Annotated in this window: 16 protein-coding genes; 6 read left to right on the plus strand and 10 right to left on the minus strand. The window is 70.3% G+C overall.

Features of this window, described 5'->3' with window-relative positions:
• Window positions 1-576 precede the first annotated feature (576 nt).
• Complete coding sequence (locus tag MPTA5024_RS04065) at window positions 577-3,474, plus strand: beta-N-acetylhexosaminidase (RefSeq protein ID WP_051457679.1); 2,898 nt, start codon at window positions 577-579, stop codon at window positions 3,472-3,474.
• Between the two features lie 178 nt (window positions 3,475-3,652).
• On the opposite strand, the gene MPTA5024_RS04070 is transcribed toward MPTA5024_RS04065, so the two are convergent.
• The 6 genes from MPTA5024_RS04070 to MPTA5024_RS04095 form a co-directional block, all read right to left on the minus strand.
• Window positions 3,653-4,063 (minus strand): ribosomal maturation YjgA family protein, encoded by a 411-nt coding sequence (locus MPTA5024_RS04070; RefSeq protein ID WP_036319994.1) that lies wholly within the window; start codon window positions 4,061-4,063, stop codon window positions 3,653-3,655.
• Window positions 4,064-4,181: 118 nt separating this feature from the next.
• Window positions 4,182-4,400 carry a hypothetical protein gene (locus tag MPTA5024_RS04075; protein ID WP_157099285.1) on the minus strand — a complete coding sequence of 73 codons (219 nt, stop codon included), beginning with the start codon at window positions 4,398-4,400 and terminating at the stop codon, window positions 4,182-4,184.
• 563 nt (window positions 4,401-4,963) lie between these two features.
• Window positions 4,964-5,449, minus strand: coding sequence for a hypothetical protein (locus tag MPTA5024_RS04080; RefSeq protein ID WP_157099286.1), 486 nt, complete (start codon window positions 5,447-5,449; stop codon window positions 4,964-4,966).
• A 441-nt stretch (window positions 5,450-5,890) separates the two neighbouring features.
• The gene (locus tag MPTA5024_RS04085; RefSeq protein WP_036320000.1) at window positions 5,891-7,102 is read right to left on the minus strand and encodes an acyl-CoA dehydrogenase family protein; all 1,212 of its coding nucleotides are present in this window, start codon (window positions 7,100-7,102) and stop codon (window positions 5,891-5,893) included.
• A 40-nt stretch (window positions 7,103-7,142) separates the two neighbouring features.
• Window positions 7,143-8,132, minus strand: coding sequence for a glucosyl-3-phosphoglycerate synthase (locus tag MPTA5024_RS04090; RefSeq protein WP_036320002.1), 990 nt, complete (start codon window positions 8,130-8,132; stop codon window positions 7,143-7,145).
• 59 nt (window positions 8,133-8,191) lie between these two features.
• On the minus strand, window positions 8,192-9,664 hold the full coding sequence (locus MPTA5024_RS04095; protein WP_051457682.1) for an XRE family transcriptional regulator: 1,473 nt from the start codon (window positions 9,662-9,664) through the stop codon (window positions 8,192-8,194).
• A gap of 242 nt (window positions 9,665-9,906) precedes the next feature.
• On the opposite strand from MPTA5024_RS04095, the gene aceA reads away from it, so the two are divergent.
• Window positions 9,907-11,199 (plus strand): isocitrate lyase, encoded by a 1,293-nt coding sequence (gene aceA, locus MPTA5024_RS04100; protein ID WP_036323091.1) that lies wholly within the window; start codon window positions 9,907-9,909, stop codon window positions 11,197-11,199.
• A 117-nt stretch (window positions 11,200-11,316) separates the two neighbouring features.
• Here the strand turns inward: aceA and MPTA5024_RS04105 are convergent, their stop codons facing one another.
• The 3 genes from MPTA5024_RS04105 to MPTA5024_RS04115 form a co-directional block, all read right to left on the minus strand.
• Window positions 11,317-12,117: an ABC transporter ATP-binding protein gene (locus tag MPTA5024_RS04105; RefSeq protein ID WP_036320008.1), complete on the minus strand. Its 801-nt coding sequence runs from the start codon at window positions 12,115-12,117 to the stop codon at window positions 11,317-11,319.
• A 38-nt stretch (window positions 12,118-12,155) separates the two neighbouring features.
• Window positions 12,156-13,697: a protein kinase domain-containing protein gene (locus tag MPTA5024_RS04110; protein WP_084369406.1), complete on the minus strand. Its 1,542-nt coding sequence runs from the start codon at window positions 13,695-13,697 to the stop codon at window positions 12,156-12,158.
• 174 nt (window positions 13,698-13,871) lie between these two features.
• Window positions 13,872-14,852: an alpha/beta hydrolase gene (locus MPTA5024_RS04115; RefSeq protein ID WP_036320010.1), complete on the minus strand. Its 981-nt coding sequence runs from the start codon at window positions 14,850-14,852 to the stop codon at window positions 13,872-13,874.
• A 176-nt stretch (window positions 14,853-15,028) separates the two neighbouring features.
• On the opposite strand from MPTA5024_RS04115, the gene MPTA5024_RS04120 reads away from it, so the two are divergent.
• The 4 genes from MPTA5024_RS04120 to MPTA5024_RS04135 all read left to right on the plus strand — a co-directional run bounded on the left by MPTA5024_RS04120 (window position 15,029) and on the right by MPTA5024_RS04135 (window position 17,770).
• The gene (locus MPTA5024_RS04120; protein WP_198166940.1) at window positions 15,029-15,355 is read left to right on the plus strand and encodes a DUF3052 family protein; all 327 of its coding nucleotides are present in this window, start codon (window positions 15,029-15,031) and stop codon (window positions 15,353-15,355) included.
• A gap of 106 nt (window positions 15,356-15,461) precedes the next feature.
• Window positions 15,462-16,172 (plus strand): ABC transporter permease, encoded by a 711-nt coding sequence (locus tag MPTA5024_RS04125; protein WP_232326173.1) that lies wholly within the window; start codon window positions 15,462-15,464, stop codon window positions 16,170-16,172.
• Window positions 16,173-16,177: 5 nt separating this feature from the next.
• Window positions 16,178-16,966, plus strand: coding sequence for an ABC transporter permease (locus MPTA5024_RS04130; RefSeq protein ID WP_036323100.1), 789 nt, complete (start codon window positions 16,178-16,180; stop codon window positions 16,964-16,966).
• Window positions 16,967-17,770 (plus strand): ABC transporter ATP-binding protein, encoded by an 804-nt coding sequence (locus MPTA5024_RS04135; RefSeq protein ID WP_051457684.1) that lies wholly within the window; start codon window positions 16,967-16,969, stop codon window positions 17,768-17,770. It abuts the gene before it with no gap.
• Here MPTA5024_RS04135 and MPTA5024_RS04140 read toward each other — a convergent pair.
• Entirely contained in the window at window positions 17,697-18,170 is a 474-nt protein-coding gene (locus MPTA5024_RS04140; protein ID WP_036320014.1) for a hypothetical protein, read from the minus strand. The genes MPTA5024_RS04135 and MPTA5024_RS04140 overlap by 74 nt on opposite strands.
• Window position 18,171 lies beyond the last annotated feature (1 nt).

Below are 18,171 nucleotides of genomic sequence, written 5' to 3' on the forward strand. Positions count from 1 at the left end.
CCCTCTCCTCCCTGGCCGGCCGCGTGCCGTCGCCCATCAGGTTGACGTGCGCGATGAGCAATCGGCGTCACGCCCGGTCGCCGTTTTCGCTGTGCCTGCGAAAGCCGGCAACCGTGGCGCCGCGCTCCCTCACGTCTTCGCCCGGCGGTATAGACCAGTTGCGGGTCTACTGCCTCCTTCGACACAAATCCTGTACGGGACGGTATAGACCAAAACGATTTGGTCTGTTTAAGTTAACCCAAGATCCCGCATAAAGGATCTATCCGCCGTCCTGACCACCAATCGGTACAGACCAGTCACCCCCCGCACGAACAAGGAGGCGGCAATCGAGACGCGCGAGAGGAACGCCGGGACGGTCGCCCTCCAGGCCGCGTGACCCCCAGCATCGATCGACACCCGCACGGACGCTCCCCTGCCGTGTGGGTGGCCCGGGCATGCCATTGACGCCCGGATGCGACCTGTGCTGGAGGAATGCGGCACCCTCAGGTAAGGAGTCACGTGAAGTTCGCATTCTTATCGAAGCGCGAGCAGAGGCCTGGCGGAGGCCGTCGGTCTCAGCCCCGCGCCTTCTCCGCTTTGACAATCGGTGCGCTGCTGGCCACATCACTCTCCGGCGTCCTGGCGAACAGCGCCGCCAACGCCGACACCGCGCCGGCCGTCCCCGTCTCCCTCACGGATCCCGCGGCTTCCGACAGCGTCAACCTGGCCCTCCTGCCGGGTGCGGTCGCCTCCGCCAAGTCCCAGCGCATGACGGCGCCCGCCGCGACGTACGCGCCCGCCAACGCCACGGACGTCTTCGTCCACAACGGCTGGACCTCGAACTACGCCTCGGTCGGGAACGGCTATGACCCGACGCAGGACTGGTTCCAGGTCAAGCTGGCCCAGCCCGCCCCGGTCCACGAGGTGTTCACCCTCTGGACGTCGCCGGCGAAGCCGACGGAGTACGACCTCCAGGTCGCCACGGACGCCGACTGCCAGACGTGGTCGACGGTCGCCCACGTGGTGAATCCGAGCGACAAGGACTCCCAGGTCATCGATCGGACGGACCCGATCTCCTGCGTCCGGATGCAGGCCCTGGCCACGAACTCCACGGTCGGATACACGATCAACGAGTTCGAGCTGTGGTCCGGTCCGAAGCCGGCGACCGTCACGGGTCAGATCATCCCCGTGCCGGTGCGGCAGACGCCCGGCACCGGTCAGCCCTGGCAGCTCACGGCCAGATCGCGGATTGTGGTGTCCGACAGCGGCCTCGCCGCCACAGGCGAGGTTCTCGCGGGCTACCTGCGGCCGGCCACCGGATACGAGCTCCCCGTGGTGACGGGTTCCGCCACCGCGGCCGACATCGCCCTCAGCCTGGCGCCGGTGCCCGGCCTCCCCCAGGGGAACGAGGTCGCCGCGGCCGAGGGCTACTCCCTCACGGTGTCGAGTGCGGGCGTGAAGATCCTGGCCCCCAAGGCGCACGGCCTGTTCGACGGCTTCCAGACCCTTCGGCAGTTGCTGCCGGCCGCGAGCTACTCGCCTTCGGCCGGCGTTGGACCCTGGACGGCGCAGCCCATAACGGTCGTCGACTACCCGCGATATGAGCATCGCGGTCTCCAGCTCGACCCTGCCCGCAACTTCCTGACCGTGGCCGAGATAAAGTCCATGATCGACCAGCTGGCGGCGTTGAAGGGTGACCGGCTGCACCTGCACCTGAGCGACAGCCAGTCCTGGCGCCTTGAGATCAAGGGCTACCCCGCGCTCGACGGCACCGGGTGCAACGGAGCGAACTGTCTCGCGGGCTTCTACACCCAGGAGGACTTCAAGGGCCTTGTCGCGTACGCGGCCGACCGGTTCATCGAGATCGTCCCCGAACTGGAGGGCCCGGCCCATGCCACGGCGGCGGTGACAGCCCTCGGCGGCCGCGCGGTCATGGGTTGCCAGGGCCAGACCCAGACCGACCGGTTCTGCACCAACCCGAACGACCCGGCCAGCGCGCGGGCCCTCGCGTTCTGGAAGGACGCGATCGCGCAGCTTGCCGCGATCTCTCCCGCATCCATCATCCACATCGGCGGGGACGAGGCCATCGGCATGCCCCACGAGGACTACAAGTGGTGGATCGGCCAGATGGAGAAGATCGTCAACGACAACGGCAAGCGGATGATGGGCTGGAACCCGGCGCTGGAAGGGTACGCACCGGGCTCCACCTCCATCAACCATTACTGGTCCGACTACACGGGCGGTGGGCCCGCTCTTATCAAGCCCGAGTGGTTCAACCAGGGCCGGGACGTGATCACGACACCGGAGTGGAACGCCTATCTCGACTTCGCGTACGACGGATCCCCCGGCAGGACACCGGCGACGGAACTCCTCAAGTCCTACTCGTGGGACCCGGAATGGGTGTACGAGAAGTACCGGTCGGTCTGGGCGCAACCCGCCTACGGCGGGCCGAAGGCCGAGGACATCATCGGTATCGAGGCGCCTATCTGGGGCGAGCAGATGCGCGGGCTGGCCACGAACGAGTACATGGTCTTCCCGCGCCTGGCCGGAATCCTCGAGAAGGCCTGGTCCCCCAAGGTGCTCACCCAGGACTACGACGCGTATCGGCAGCGGCTCAGCGCGGCCGGACCCCGCTGGGCGTTCGCGAACGTGAACTTCGGCACCATATCCCAGGTCACCTGGAACACGGCGGCGATGGGGACGTTCACCCGTCTGGGCGCGGACAAGACCCTGAGCAACGTGACCCTGGCACGTATGACCGCCGGCTCGGTTCCGCCCGGTCAGTTCACGGCCGTGATCGACTGGGGCGACGGATCCGCTGCGGAGCCGGCCGGCATCGCGGCACGCGACTACGTGGCGGGCCAGCGGCAAGGTAGAAGCCTGATGGCGGTCAGCGGGAGCCACACCTATCCGACGGACGAGGTGTACCACGGCACCGTCACCTACAGCCGGCAGGACCAGACCTGGGTCGTGCCGTTCACCGCGAGCGGCGTCCCGGCCTGCACGAAGACGATCACCGGGTCGCACTCCGGCCCGTTGACCGTCTCCTCGGGCGTCACGTGCCTCGACGACGCGACGGTCACGGGACCCGTGACCGTCCGTACGGGTGCCGGGCTCTACGCGTCTGGTTCCGAGGTGCGCGGCCCGCTCACGACGTCCGGGGCCGTCGACGTCCTGCTGTGCGGCACCACGGTGTCCGGGCCGGCCACCCTGACCGGTGGGGCGCGGGTCTGGGTCGGCGACCACAAGGGCGACTGCGCAGCGGCGACGATCAAGGGCCCGCTGACCGTCACCGGCACGACCCGTCAGGTGACGATCGACGGCTCGACGGTCGGCGGCCCACTCGTCCTGCAGAACAACACGGCGGCGACGATCGTCTCCGGCAATCACATCGGCGGGCCACTGTCGTGCTCGGGGAACTCCCCCGCGCCGACCGATGCCGGCCAGCCCAACACCGCGTCCGGCCCGAAGTCGGGGCAGTGCGCCGGGCTGTAGCCGAGGACATGACCGGCTGAGGGTTGACCCCAGCAGGTGAACGCCGGTCACGGCGGCCCTCCCGATCTCGCGGATACGGGAGGGCCGCCCTGGCCGGTCCGGCACAGGCCGCCGTTCCGGTACGAGGAAGCAACAACCGCGACATTCCGCCGAGCGACATCAAAGGCGGCGTTCCCGGTTACGTGTTTCCCCTCGGTTCACGTGGACGGGAGGCCACGGAGTGCAGAAGCCAGCAGAACCCCGCCCCGGCCGCGTACCAGAACAGGTCGGGCGCGTTGAACGTGGAGCCGAGCACGAGGCGCGCGACGAAACTGTGCCGGGACAGCTCAGCGGGAACCGGGGTGAGCTGGAAGAACTCGACGGCCCAGCTGAGACCCAGCGCGAGGGAGGCCACGGTGACGGGACGCGCCCGGGGCGCGAGGACGACGAGCAGGGCGTAGATCAGGACCGTGTAGAGGGCGTCGCCGGCGTACTTGGCGACGTCTCCCTGTACGACGACCCGCAGCGCCACCCCCGCGATCAACGTCGCCGCGACGGCTGCGGACGCCGCCACACGGGTCCTCGTGACCAGCCTCCCAAGATCGGCCATGACCGGCATCCTATGGCGAAGCCGTATACACGACGCCGGGACGAAAGGATGCGAAGGCCCTGCGTCAACTCGCCCAGCAGGACAAACGCTTGTTCGCTTCCCCCAGACTCGCAGGGCTCTACTTCAGCCAGTCGGTGACGAAGTCGTGCTCTTCGCGCTCATCTTGGAGCCGGGGTGTCCATCGGAGCCAGACAACCCGGCGCACCCCGTAAAGCATCATGATGAAGCCGGCGGTAACGGCCAGGCATGAGGCGATCAGGCCAACGAACATGAGCACAGGGGCGATGAGCTGTTGGTAGGCAAAGCCGAAGAGGATGAACAGCTCGTCGGAGGACAACACGACTCCTCACCATGCAAGCGATAGCTCGATGGTAAGCCCCTTCATGAGGACGTGCGGGCGTGATTGACGAGCGAGTCAGCGGACGGGCAGGCCGGTGACGGCGCGGCCGATGATGAGGCGCTGGATCTCGGAGGTGTCCTCGAAAATGGTGTGATCTGCGGCCAGTCATTCGGCGACCTGCCTTGACCCAATAACCGAGCCCTGAACATGCAGCTCACCCGCGGCTCTCTTGCACTGCTCGTCGGCGTCTTTTACTGTCCGCGGAACAGGTACGGAACAAGGCGAACAGCCGACGTATCGGGGCGCCAGGGGCCACGTTGCTGCCGGAAGGCTCGGCAGAGCAGACAAGGTCGGCGGCAACAAAATCGATGTATGACAAGCTCAACGGCAGTTTGCGTCGCTGGACGAGTGCTGCGGCATGGCGATTCGAGTTGCATCTACCTGCAGCAGCGCGGTGATCTTCTCGCTGGTCTTCTGGCGACGTATCGCCTCCTGCTCACGCGCATGGAGTTGGCCCTATAGGAACGTTTGGATCCCCCGGCGAGATCCTCGTTCGTAGGTCACTGCACGATCTTGTTGAGCGCGGTCTCGTACGCCCGCGCGTCGCTCGGCGGAAGATCCTTGGAGATGCGCAACACGACATTGCCCGCCTGGTAGGTGTACTCGCCCATCATGGGGCTCGACTTGGCGAGGCTTTGGATGTATTTGACACGCGTCTCCGCTGCGTCGGCGTCCTGGAACACCTCCACTCCGCCGCCGAGGTTGAGGTCACCTGGTTTTCCACCTGGCCCCCCCGCCGCCGCCCGCTCATCGGTAAACGCCGCCTTGCTGATGTAGCCATTGGGGCGGCCGAGAAGCTTGTTCGGATCGTTCTCTTCGGTGTAGGTCACGGTGAGATCAGCCGGCAGGCCCTGCGCGGCCAACTCGGAGATGATGCCGGCGGCGTCCCTGTCGGTGCTGACGCCGCAGGCGGTCAGGAGGGCGGCCAGCACCAGTGCGGCGGCAGCGCGGCTGAGGTGTCGTAGGCGGATCATGACGTCATGCATGAAAGCAGGATAGGAACCGCCTGAAGAGGCTGCATGATATTCCCTGAAGTGGCAGGGGATGGCACAAGAGGCGGCGCTGGCCGCTCTTCGTCGCTTTGATGACGCGTCTTGAGGTACGACGGGTGCTGTAGTGGGGTGTGGATGTCGCATCGGTCAGATCCGATCCATACGGGATGGATCTGGGAGGAAAATAGCGTGATCGTGTCCTGCATGGATGACATCCACATCCTGCCATGGAAGCCATCCGGGGACACGTCGAAGATTATGCCCCGCTGGTCTGCTCTCTGCCCTGGGAGAGGACGAACGGGAAGCTAGGAACTCACCACCTGCTGTTCCGCTGGACAGACGACCGGTATATCAAGGCTCGCAGCTACAGCGAGGGCGTCTGGAAGCCTGCACTTGTACGGGCAGGCGTCATCCCTGCGCCAGCCGAAAGACGAGTCAGCGGACGGGGAGGCCGGTGACGGCGCGGCCGATGATGAGGCGCTGGATCTCCGAGGTGCCCTCGAAGATGGTGTAGATCTTGGCGTCCCTGTGGAAGCGCTCGACCGGGTGCTCGCGGGTGTAGCCGGCGCCGCCGAGGATCTGGATGGCCTGCTCGCTCACCCACACCGCCGTCTCACTGGCGACCAGCTTGCTCATCGAGCCCTCGGCCTGGTCGAACCGCCGGCCGTGCCGGGCCATCCAGGCGGCCCGCCAGGTCATGAGGCGGGCGACGTCCACGCGGGTGGCCATGTCGGCCAGGAGGAACGCGACGGCCTGGTTCTCCCCGATCTTGCGCCCGAACTGCTCCCGCTCGCGCGCGTAGTCCCTGGCGTACTCGTACGCGGCGCGGGCGATGCCGACGGCCATGGCGGCGACGGAAGGGCGGGTGGTCTCGAACGTCCGCATGGCGGCCTGCTCGCCGCTGCGCGCCCCCGAACGGACGCGGGCGAGCCGCTCGTCGAGCTTCTCCTTGCCGCCCAAAAGGCAGCGGCCGGGGACGCGGACGCCGTCCAGGACGACCTCGGCCGTGTGCGAGGCGCGGATGCCGTGCTTGCGGAACTTCTGGCCCTGGGAGAGGCCGGACGTGCCCGGCGGCACCACGAACGACGCCTGGCCGCGGGTGCCGAGCGACGGGTCGACGGCGGCGACGATCACATGGACGTTGGCGATGCCGCCGTTGGTGGCCCAGGTCTTCACGCCGTTCAGGACCCATTCGTCCTTCGCCTCGTCGTAGACGGCGCGGGTGCGGATGGAGCCGACGTCGCTGCCCGCGTCGGGCTCGGAGGCGCAGAACGCGCCGAGCTTGACGTCGTCCGGCGTCCCGAACATCTGGGGCAGCCACTCCCCCATCTGCTCCGGCGTGCCGTTCGCGGCGAGCGAGGCCGCGGCCAGGCCCGTCCCGACGATCGACAGCCCGATGCCCGCGTCTCCCCAGAACAGCTCCTCGAACGCCACAGGCAGCCCGAGCCCCGACTCCTCGAACCACTGCTGCGCGAAGAAGTCCAGCGAGTAGAGCCCGATCTTGGCGGCCTCCTGGATGACGGGCCAGGGCGTCTCCTCACGCTCGTCCCACTCCGCTCCCGCCGGGCGGATCACATCTCGGGCGAACTCGTGGACCCAGTCGCGCACCTCACGGACGTCGTCGCTCATCTCGGGGCAGAACGTCATCAGGCTCTCCTCTCTAGTGTTACCAACGGTAACACTTCCGTCAGGGGAGCCGCGTCGCGTACTGCGGCACGCTGAGCATCGGCGGCCGCTCGGCCACCGCGATCTCCCGCTCGACCGGGAGGTGCCCGTCGAGCCCGCGCTGGAACTGCGTGAGGCGCGGCGACGGGTCGTGCAGCGGGATCACCCTGCCCTGGCGTTCGAGCCGCGACCAGGCGGTGTGCATGATCTGCCCGGCCATGCCGCCGAGGGCCTCGGTCGACTGGTGGGAGTGCACCCGGCGGCCCAGGTCGACCTGGGCGAGCGCGTCGAGGCCGGCCAGCTCCAGCAGGTCGATGAGCAGCCCCAGCTCCACGCCGTACCCGGTCACGAACGGGACGCGCTCCAGGGCGGACCGGCGGCCGGCGTACTCCCCGGCCAGCGGCTGGACGAACCCGGCGAGCAGCGGCCAGTGCATGTTCAGCAGCGGCCGCGCGACCAGCTCGGTGACCCGCCCGCCGGCCGTGGCCGCGTCGGGCCCGTCCGGGCCGGTCGTCCCCGGTGCCCCGAGCAGCGGCCGGTCGTAGCACCCCTTGACGTACGCCACGGCGGGGTCGGCCAGCAGCGGCCCGAGCAGGCCGGTCACGAACGACGTGCGGAACTCCTGTAAGTCGGCGTCGACGAACACCACCAGGTCGCCGGTGGTCACCGCGAGGGACTTCCACAGCGCCTCGCCCTTGCCGTCGTACGCCGGGCCGTCGAGCTCGGGGAGGATCTCGTCCTGGGCGAAGACCTTCGCGCCCGCCTGGACGGCGCGGGCGGCGGTGTCGTCGGTGGACCGGGAGTCGATGACCACCAGCTCGTCCACGAGGGGGACGGCCTCGACGAGGTCGCGCCGGATGGCCGAGACGATGTCCCCCACGGTCGCGGCCTCGTCGCGCGCGGGCAGGACCACGCTGACGGTCCCTCTCTTCGCGGACAGCAGCGCGCGGGCGGACCAGTCGGACGAGGTCGTGGTGCGGCGACCGAGCCAGGCCTCCACCTCAGGCAGCACGCGCGCTCTCCCCCGTGTCGGCGATGTCCACACGCATCACCTTATGTGGCGCAGGAGATTCAGCTCTGGGCGGCGTGGCGCTCCAGGAAGGAGTAGACGTCGGCCTCGTCGACCCCGGGGAAGGACCCGGGCGGCAGCACGGTCAGCACGTGGGAGTTCGCCCGGGCGGAGGGCCAGGCGTACCCCTCCCAGCGCTGGGCCAGCTCGGCGGGCGGGCGGCGGCAGCACTCGCCGTTCGGGCAGTTGGACTTGGTCCGGTTCGTCGTCTCGCGGCCGCGGAACCAGCGCGACTCCCGGTACGGCACGCCGAGCGTGACCGCGAAGTCCTTCTCCAGCGAGGGGTCCACGTGGGCGATGCAGAAGTACGTGCCGGTGGGCGAGTCGGAGTACTGGTAGAAGAGGGAGAACCTGTCGGGCGACTGGAACACCTGCCGGCCCGACCACTGCTGGCACATCCGCTGCCCCTCGATCGCCCCCTGCTCGTCGGCGGGGAAGACGATCCCGTCGTTCTCGTACGCCTTGTAGATGATGCCGCCCGCGTCGTTGCGGACGAAGTGGCAGACCAGGTCGAGGTGCTGGGTGGCCAGGTTGGTGAAGCGGTGGGCCGCCATCTCGTAGGACACGGCGAACACGTCGCGCAGGTCCTCCACCGACAACGCCTTGTCCTGCTTCGCCTCGCGCAGGTACGGCACGGCGGCCGCCTCCGGCACCAGGACCGCGGCGGCGAAGTAGTTGGCCTCGACCCGCTGGCGCAGGAAGTCGGCGAAGTCGCGCGGCTTGTGGTGCTGCAGCGCGAAGTGCCCGAGCGTCTGCAGCAGCACGGTGCGCGGGGTGTGCATGCCGAGCTGCTCGCGCTTGAGGTAGATGCGCCGGTTGCGCAGGTCGGTGACCGAGCGGGCGGAACGCGGCAGGTCGGGCGCCGTGTGCACGGTGAACCCGTAGTGGGACACGATCGCCTGGACCGTGCTCTCCGACAGCGCGCCGGTGCGGTAGCCCACGGCGGCGAGGGCCTCGGCGGCGGCCTTCTCGATGTCCTCGAAGTAGTTGCCCAGCTCGCGCTGCTTGCGCCGCAGCTCCGCGTTGGCCGCCCGGGCCTCCTCGGGGGTCGCGGTGCCCTTGGCCTGCCGGGCCTTGAGCTCCTCGTACAGGCCGAGGATGTGCTCCAGCACGTCGTTGGGGACGCGCGCGGACACCTTCAGCCTGCTCAGCCCGAGGCTCTGGTACAGCGGGTCGCGCTGGGCCTCCTCCAGGGCGATCTCCAGCTGGGCCCGCCGGTTGGGCGCCTGCCGGCGCAGCAGCTCCTCGACCGGCACGTTCAGGGCGGCGGCCAGCGACTTCAGCAGGGACAGCTTCGGCTCGCGCTTGCCGTTCTCCAGAAGGGACAGCTGGCTGGGCGCGCGTCCCACGCGGTCGCCGAGCTCGGAGAGCGTGAGACCGCGCTGCTTGCGCAGGTGCTTGAGCCGCTGGCCGAACGCCAGCAGGTCGAGCTCCTGCGTCAAAGACAGCGGTTCTTCGCCAAGGACGGTGGGCATGGCTCATCCTAGGCGGAAAATCAGGCATTCTTCCACCCCTGAGTGATCCACACCACACGCATTGGTCTAGTCCATAGCGAAAACTCGACGTTTCTTCACTGTCAAATACCGGCGAGTATTCGCACTAGCAGAAATTTGGCCCTTCTTCGCTCACGGTCCTCCTTGTTGATCTCTTGATATCGACACAAACTCGGAAGCAAGCCCCAGGTGACGACATCGCACGCAACAAGGGAGTGACCAACATGTCGGAGCGTCTTACCGCCGCCGCCGAGGAGCTGCGGCGCGACTGGGAGACCAACCCCCGGTGGAAGAACGTCGAGCGAACCTACACCGCGGAGGACGTGATCCGGCTGCGCGGCTCCGTGCAGGAGGAGCACACCCTGGCCCGGCTGGGCGCGGAGCGGCTGTGGAAGCTCCTGACCACCGAGGACTACGTCCACGCGCTCGGCGCCCTCACCGGCAACCAGGCCGTCCAGCAGGTGAAGGCCGGCCTCAAGGCCGTCTACCTGTCCGGCTGGCAGGTCGCCGCCGACGCGAACCTGGGCGGCCAGACCTACCCCGACCAGAGCCTCTACCCGGCCAACTCGGTGCCGGCCGTGGTGCGGCGCATCAACAACGCGCTGCTGCGGGCCGACCAGATCACCTGGTCGGAGGGCGACGAGCGGGCGCCGTACTGGCTGGCGCCGATCGTCGCCGACGCCGAGGCCGGCTTCGGCGGCGTGCTCAACGCGTTCGAGCTGATGAAGGGCATGATCGCGGCCGGCGCCGCGGGAGTCCACTGGGAGGACCAGCTCGCCTCCGAGAAGAAGTGCGGCCACCTGGGCGGCAAGGTCCTGATCCCGACCGGCCAGCACATCAAGACGCTCAACGCGGCCCGCCTCGCGGCGGACGTGGCGGGCGTGCCGACCCTGGTCATCGCGCGGACCGACGCCCAGGCCGCGACGCTGCTGACCAGCGACGTCGACCCCCGCGACCGCGCCTTCACCACCGGCGACCGGACGGCCGAGGGCTTCTACCGGGTGCGCAACGGCGTCGACGCCTGCATCGCCCGCGGCCTGGCCTACGCGCCGCACTCGGACCTGCTCTGGATGGAGACGTCCACGCCGGACCTCGCCGTGGCGCGGGAGTTCGCCGAGGCGATCAAGGCCCGGTACCCCGACCAGATGCTCGCCTACAACTGCTCGCCGTCCTTCAACTGGAGGAGGCACCTGGACGACTCGACGATCGCCAAGTTCCAGCGCGAACTCGGCCACATGGGGTACAAGTTCCAGTTCATCACACTGGCCGGCTTCCACTCGCTGAACTACTCGATGTTCGACCTCGCCCAGGGGTACGCCGAGGAGGGCATGGCGGCCTACGTCGAGCTCCAGGAGGCCGAGTTCGCGGCCGAGCGCCGCGGCTACACCGCCACCCGCCACCAGCGCGAGGTCGGCACCGGATACTTCGACCTGGTCAGCACGGCCGTCGCGCCGGACTCCTCGACCACGGCCCTGAAGGGCTCCACCGAGGAGTCGCAGTTCGCCGAGGCTCACTAACCGTCGCGGACAGCGCAGGTCGAACGACGGGCCCCGCCGTGGCGCCGCAGGTCACCCCCCGGATCTGACGGCCATCGGCGGGGCCTTCCGCGTTCGGGGCCTTCCGCGTTCGGGCCGCTAGCGGGAGGCGCGGGCGTACCAGCGGCCGTCCGCGTGGTCGAGGCGCAGGCGGCGGCCGAAGCAGTCCGACAGGGCGGCCCCGGTCAGCACCTCGTGGACCGGCCCGGCCGCGAGGATCCGGGTGTCCCGCATCAGCAGGGCGTGGGTCGTGGAGCCGGGGACCTCCTCCAGGTGGTGCGTGACCAGCACGGTCGTCAGCGCCGGCCGGCTCGCGGCCAGGTCCTCCAGGGCCTCGATCAGGTCCTCCCGGGCGGGCAGGTCGAGCCCGGCGAACGGCTCGTCGAGCAGGAGGATCGCCGGGTCGGCCATCAGCGCCCTGGCCACCCGGACGCGCGCCCTCTCGCCCTGGGAGCACACCTGGAAGGGCCGGTCGGCCAGGTCCTTGCACCCGAGGTCGGCCAGCAGCCCGAGGGCCCGCTCCCGTTCGGCGTCGCCGTACCGGTCCCACAGTGGCGCGCTCGTGCCGGTGTGCCCGGTGAGGACGACGGTCAGCGCGGTGGCCGCCTCCTCCTCCAGCAGCGCCTCGTCCACCAGCCGCTGGCTGGCCGCGACCAGCCCGATCTCGCGCCGCAGCTCACGCAGGTCGACCCGGCCGAGCCGCCGCCCGAGGACGGTGGCGGTCCCGGAGCTGGGATGCCGCACCGCGGCGGCCACCGACAGCATCGTGGTCTTCCCCGCGCCGTTCGGGCCGAGGATCACCCAGTGCTGCCCGCGCTCCACGCGCCAGTCGGCGCCCGAGACGAGGGTGCGGCCCACCACCCGGACGGTCACGTCGGTCAGCTCAAGCGCAGCGTCCATGGTGACCAAGGATGCACGATCGCCGGGACGCGCGCGGCTCAGGGGGTGTCAGGCGGTGCGGCCGTCCCGGGCGGGCTGCCGACGGGGCTCGACGACGACGGGCTCGGGCTCGGCTGGGGCGACTCGCCGTCGCCCCACTGCGGCTCGGTGGTCACGCCGGACGACGGCACCGGCGACTGGGTGTGTCCCGGCGGGCAGTTCTTCGGCTTCCCCTTCCGGGTGAAGCACTGGTCGGCGGGCGGGGGCACGGCGGTCGGCGGCGCGCCCGGCGGCGGCGGGGGCTGCTCCTGCGGGCTCCCCGGGCTCTGCGGGGTGGGCACGCGCGGCGGCAGGGTGCGGGTGGCGGTGACGGTCACGGGCGGCCTGGGCACGTGGGCGCCCACCGTCGTGGGCGGCCGGGACGGCCTCGACGCGGGGGCGGGCGGCAGCGTGCTGTCCTCGCCGGGGATCACCACCGGCACGGCGGGCGGCGGCTCGGCCGTCCCCTGCATGCGGGCCGCGCCCGTCCCCGCGGCCACGACCGTCATGGCGGCGATCGTGACGGTGGCGAGCGCGGCGAAGCCGGCGTGCGAGGCGTGCCCGCCCCTGGCGGACCTGCGGCGCGCGGACCTGCCCTCCTCGGCCAGCCGCACCCGGCCTCCCCCCGCCGGGTACGGCACGGGCTGCCAGATCTCGTCGAGCACGGCGGCAACGGCCCGCCGCGGGTCGCCCGGCTCCCGGATGCCGCCCGCCGCCAGCAGGGAGGTCAGCAGGGCGGCCGCGTCCGGCCGGTCGGCCGGGTCCTTGGCGAGCGCGGCGGCGACGCTGTCCCAGAGCATCTTGGGCACCGCGGAGATCCTCGGCTCCTCCACGAGGATGCGCCGCGTGAGCACGTCGAGCTCGCCCGTCCCGAACGGGTGGAGACCGGTGGACGCGAAGGCCACGAGGCAGCCCCACGAGAAGACGTCCGAGGCGGGCAGGGCGTGCCCGCCGGTGAGCCGCTCGGGGGCGACCCAGCCGGGGCTGCCCATGATCTGGCCCGCCTGGGTGTGCGCCACCGCCACGTCCACCTCGACGTCGCGGGCGATGCCGAAGTCGATCACGAACGGCCCGCGCGGGGACAGCAGAACGTTGGCGGGCTTGAGGTCCCGGTGCACCAGGCCGGCCTCGTGGGTGGCGACGAGGGCGGCGGCGGCGCCCAGGGCCACGCCGTACGCGAGGTCGGGGGTGAGCGGCCCCCGGGCGGCGACCACCTGGGAGAGCGCGGGGCCGGGGATGTACTCCGTCACGAGGTAGGGCCGGTCGCGGTCGAGGCCGTCCTCGATCACCGCGGCCGTGCAGAAGGGCGTCACGCGGCGGGAGAACGCCACCTCCTCGGCGAACCGGGCCCGCAGCGTGGGGTCGGACAGGTGCACGGGATGCGGCGTCTTCAGCGCGACGCACCCGCCCTGGGGGTGTTCGGCGAGGTAGACGACGCCCATGCCGCCGGTGCCGAGCCTGCCCAGCAGCAGGTAGCGCCCGATGATGACCGGATCGCCCACGGTCAGCGGGCGCACGCCGGGGGGCATGCCGTTGTGGGGGCCTGTTCCGCCGCGTGCCATACGGAAGCTACCTCTCTCACGGAAGTGCCGCACTGCACACTGTCGCCGTTTGGAACGGGACACGCGGCCAAGTAGCGCCAAGCGGCATGACAGGTAAGGCCAATGGCACCTAGAGGTAAGAGAGAGCGGCGAACGCCCAGGTCACAGGCTTCTCATACGTCACATGAGGCTACTTCAGGCCGCTTCCACCCCCGACGTGGCGGATCGGGCCCCCACGGCGCCGAGGAAGCGGGAGATGTGCCGGAACAGCAGCCTCGCCTCGGGCAGCACGTCCGCCAGGATGGCGAACACGTGGGGCATCCGGTTCCACTCCTCGTACGTCACCGGGACGCCGTTCTGGCGGGCGCTCAGGGCGACCCGGCGGCCCTCGTCCCGCAGCAACTCGGTCGAGCCGGTCACGATCATCAGCGGGGGAAGGCCGGTGAAGTCGCCGTACACGGGGGAGACGAGGGGGTCGCGGCAGTCGAGGCCGTCGGTCCAGCGGCGGGCGAGCCAGTCGACGCGGCCCGCGGGGAGCATGGGGTCCGTCCAGCCCCCCACCCGGCGGCGGGTGGTGCTGAGGTCGGTCCAGGGGGACAGGCAGACGGCGGCCGCGGGCAGGGGCAGGTCCCGGTCGCGCAGGGAGAGCAGGGTGGCGAGGGTGAGGTGCCCGCCGGCGGAGTCCCCGGCGAGGATGATGTCGGCCGGCCGGTAGCCGCGGTCGAGCAGGCAGCGGTACGCGTCGAGGGCGTCCGACAGCGACTCGGCCAGCGAGTGCACCGGCCCCTGGCGGTAGTCGAGGGAGAACACCGGCCGCCGGGCGGTCATGGACAGCCGCCAGGTGATGGGGCGGTGGGTGGCCGGGGAGCAGACGAAGTACGCGCCGCCGTGGAAGTAGAGGACCGCCTTGCCCTCGTCCAGGTCGTCGCCGCCCCGTACCCACTCGCCGGAACACGGGCCGGACCGGTCTGCCACGATGGACACGTGCTTGGGCAGGATGCCGGGCACGCGCTCCCCCAGGCACATCAGACGGCTCGCCACGGCCATCCCCGCCGTGTTGCGCAGGAGGATGGTCGACATGGGCTTCATGGTCCCGCGCAGGACGCCGTTCAGCGCGGCCGCCTGCCAGCTGACGGGGTATTCCGGGCGAATGTCCACATTTAGCTCATCGTTCATGTAAACCTCCTAAAAGGGACATCCCCAGGTAGTTAACGGTTCTACCGGGTGCTTTGTTTCACCCCCCTTACAGTCGTGTTGCGGATAGGTAACGACCGGAGGTCATGCGAACCCCCATGCCTGGATATTCGGGAACCCCGCTGCCCCGGAAGCTGGGCGTCAGGCCAGGACACCGTGTGCTCCTGGTCAACGCTCCGCAAAGCCTCCCCCTCGACGGCGACGCGTGCGACGACGGCCGGCCCGAGCCGTACGACGTGATCCTGCTGTTCTGCCCCGACGCGGCGGCGCTGCGGGAGGGGTTCGCGGCGGCCCGTGAGCGCCTGGCCCGCGACGGCGGTCTGTGGGTGTGCTGGCCGAAGCGGTCGAGCGGGGTGGCCACCGACCTGTCGGAGAACCCGGTCCGCGACCACGGCCTGGCGCAGGGCCTGGTTGACAACAAGGTCTGCGCCGTGGACGAGACGTGGTCAGGACTGCGGTTCGTCTACCGCCTGCGCGACCGATGAACTACGATCACCGGGTCCCCGAGTTCGGAGGTGCGCGGCCTTCTCCCTCTACCTGCGGCTGGTCCGGTACGGCTTCCGCAAGCACGCGGCCTACTGGGGCGCGGCGGTGGCCGGCGCCTTCACCAACACCGTGTTCGGGGTGCTGCGCGCCTACGTGCTGATCGCCCTGTGGCGGTCCCGCCCGCACCTCGGGGGGTACGACCTTCCCGACGCGGTCACCTTCTGCTTCCTCACCCAGGCGTTCATCGGCCCGATGCAGGTCTTCGGCGGCGGGCTCGACCTGACCGAGCGGATCCGCAGCGGCGACATCGCCCTCGACCTGGTCCGGCCGGCGTCGCTGCAGCTGTGGCACCTGTCGGAGGACCTCGGCCGCGCCGCGTACCTCTTCCTCGTCCGCAGCGTGCCCCCGACCGTCGCCGGGGCGTTGCTGTTCGGCATCGTGCCGCCGGCCGACGCGCCCGCCTATCTGGTGAGCTTCGTCCTCGGGGTGGTGGTGAGCTTCGGCTGGCGCTACCTGGTCGCACTGGCCGCCTTCTGGATCCTCGACGACCGGGGCCTCGCGGTGGCGTCGCTGGTGCTGACCACGTTCTTCAGCGGCCTCATGCTGCCTCTGGTGATCTTCCCGGGGTGGCTCGGCGCGCTGGCCCGGGCGCTGCCGTGGGCCGCCATGGTCCAGGTGCCGGCCGACGTCTACCTCGGCACGACCGGCCCGGGACCCGCCCTCGCCTTCCAGACCCTCTGGGCCGCCGTGCTGCTGGGCCTGGGCGCGCTCGCCACCTCCGTCGCCCGCAGGAGGGTCGTGATCCAGGGTGGGTGATCGCCGTGGTTAGGATCTACGCGCTGCTCGCCTGGGCCTGGACCCGGGCCGCCGCGCAGTACCCCCTCTCGTTCGCCGTGATGACGGCCGCCGGGTTCGTGACCAGCGGCCTCGACGCGGCCGTCATCTGGGTCATCTTCGCCAACACCAGGTCGCTGGCCGGCTTCGGCGTCGCGGAGGTCATGTTCCTGTACGGCGCCTCGTCGCTGGCGTTCACGATCGCCGACCTGCTGTTCGGCAACGTCGACAGGATCAGCAGGCACATCCGGTCGGGCACCCTGGACGTGTTCCTGATCCGGCCGGTCAGCCCGTTCGTCCAGGTGGCGGTGGACCAGTTCGTCCCGCACCGGGTCGGCCGGGTCGTCCAGGGGGCCGTGATGCTCGGCCTGGCCCTGTCCCGCCTCGGCGTGCCTCCCGGGCGGGCCTGGATGATCCCCGTCATGGTCGCGTCGGGCATCGTGATCTTCGCCGCGCTCTTCGCGCTCAGCGGAGCCGTGCAGTTCCTGCTCACCGGCGCGCCCGAGGTGGCCAACGCCTTCACGTACGGCGGGGCGCAGCTCACTCAGTACCCGCTGAACGTGTACGGCGCCGACCTCGTGCGGGGCGTGACCTACGTGCTGCCTCTGGCGTTCGTCAACTGGCAGCCCGGGCTCTACGTGCTCGGCCGCGAGGACCCGCTCGGCCTGCCGCCGCTGCTGCGCTTTCTGTCCCCGGCCGCCGCGCTGGCGCTGGCGGGCGCCGCCGCGCTCGCCTGGCGCGCCGGGATCCGCCGCTACCGATCGACGGGGAGCTGAATGATCGAGGCAACGGCCGTGGGCCGGACGTTCAAGGTGCGCGGCTCGGTCGTGCACGCCGTGCGGGACCTGTCGTTCCGGATCGAGGCCGGGGAGTTCGTGGGCTGCCTCGGGCCGAACGGCGCGGGCAAGTCGACCACGATCAAAATGCTCACCGGCATCCTCGCGCCCACATCGGGGCGGGTGACCGTGGCCGGGCTCGACCCGTCACGCCGCCGGACGGGTCTCGCCCGCCGCATCGGCGTGGTGTTCGGCCAGCGGACGACGCTGTGGTGGGACCTGCCGCTCAAGGACAGCTTCGAACTGGTCCGGCTCCTGTACAAAGTAGATCGCGAGGTGTTCCGCCGGCGGCTCGGCGAGCTCGCCGAGCTGCTCGACCTGGGCGGGTTCCTCGCGACGCCGGTGCGGCAGCTCAGCCTCGGCCAGCGGATGCGGGGCGACATCGCCGCCGCCCTGCTCCACGACCCGGTCCTGCTCGTGCTGGACGAGCCGACGATCGGGCTCGACGTGGTGAGCAAGGCGGGCGTGCGCGACTTCCTGCGGCGGCTCAACGCCGAGCGCGGCACGACCGTCCTGCTGACCACGCACGACCTGGGCGACGTCGAACGGCTCTGCCGGCGGGTGCTGCTGATCGACCACGGCCGGCTCGCCTTCGACGGCACGGTGGACGACCTGCGGGCGCTGGTGCCCGGCGAGACGTCGATCGAGGACGTCGTCGCCCACCTCTACCTCAATAGCCCAGCGTCTCCTCGTACTCCTCCTGCTCCTCGTCCCTCGGGCGACCCGCCCAGCGTGACGGCATGAGGACGGGGACGAACAGGGCGATGCCCAGCAGGCCGTACACGCCGGTGGACAGGAGGGTGAGCATGCCGCGCCCGGCCTCGGCGAGGTCCTGCTGCACGGCCGTCCCGGTCGGCGCGAGACTCGCCGCCCGGGACACGTCGAGGACGTAGACGACCGTCCACGCCAGCAGGGCCATCGACGGGAGGAACGTCGCCAGCGGGGAGACCCGCGTGACCAGGACGAGCCCCACCAGCAGGCCCACGACGGCCATGACGCCGATGGCGACCAGCATCCGCGTGTCCTTGGCCGGGTCGACGTTCAGGGCGGCCCCCCTGACCGCCTCCTGGGAGGCCCATCCCCCGCCGAGGAGGACGGCCGCGCCGACCACAACGCCCAGGAGCAGCCCGAAGAAGTGCCGCATG

The organism is Microbispora sp. ATCC PTA-5024, from assembly GCF_000511135.2.
Taxonomy (GTDB): Bacteria; Actinomycetota; Actinomycetes; order Streptosporangiales; family Streptosporangiaceae; genus Microbispora; species Microbispora corallina.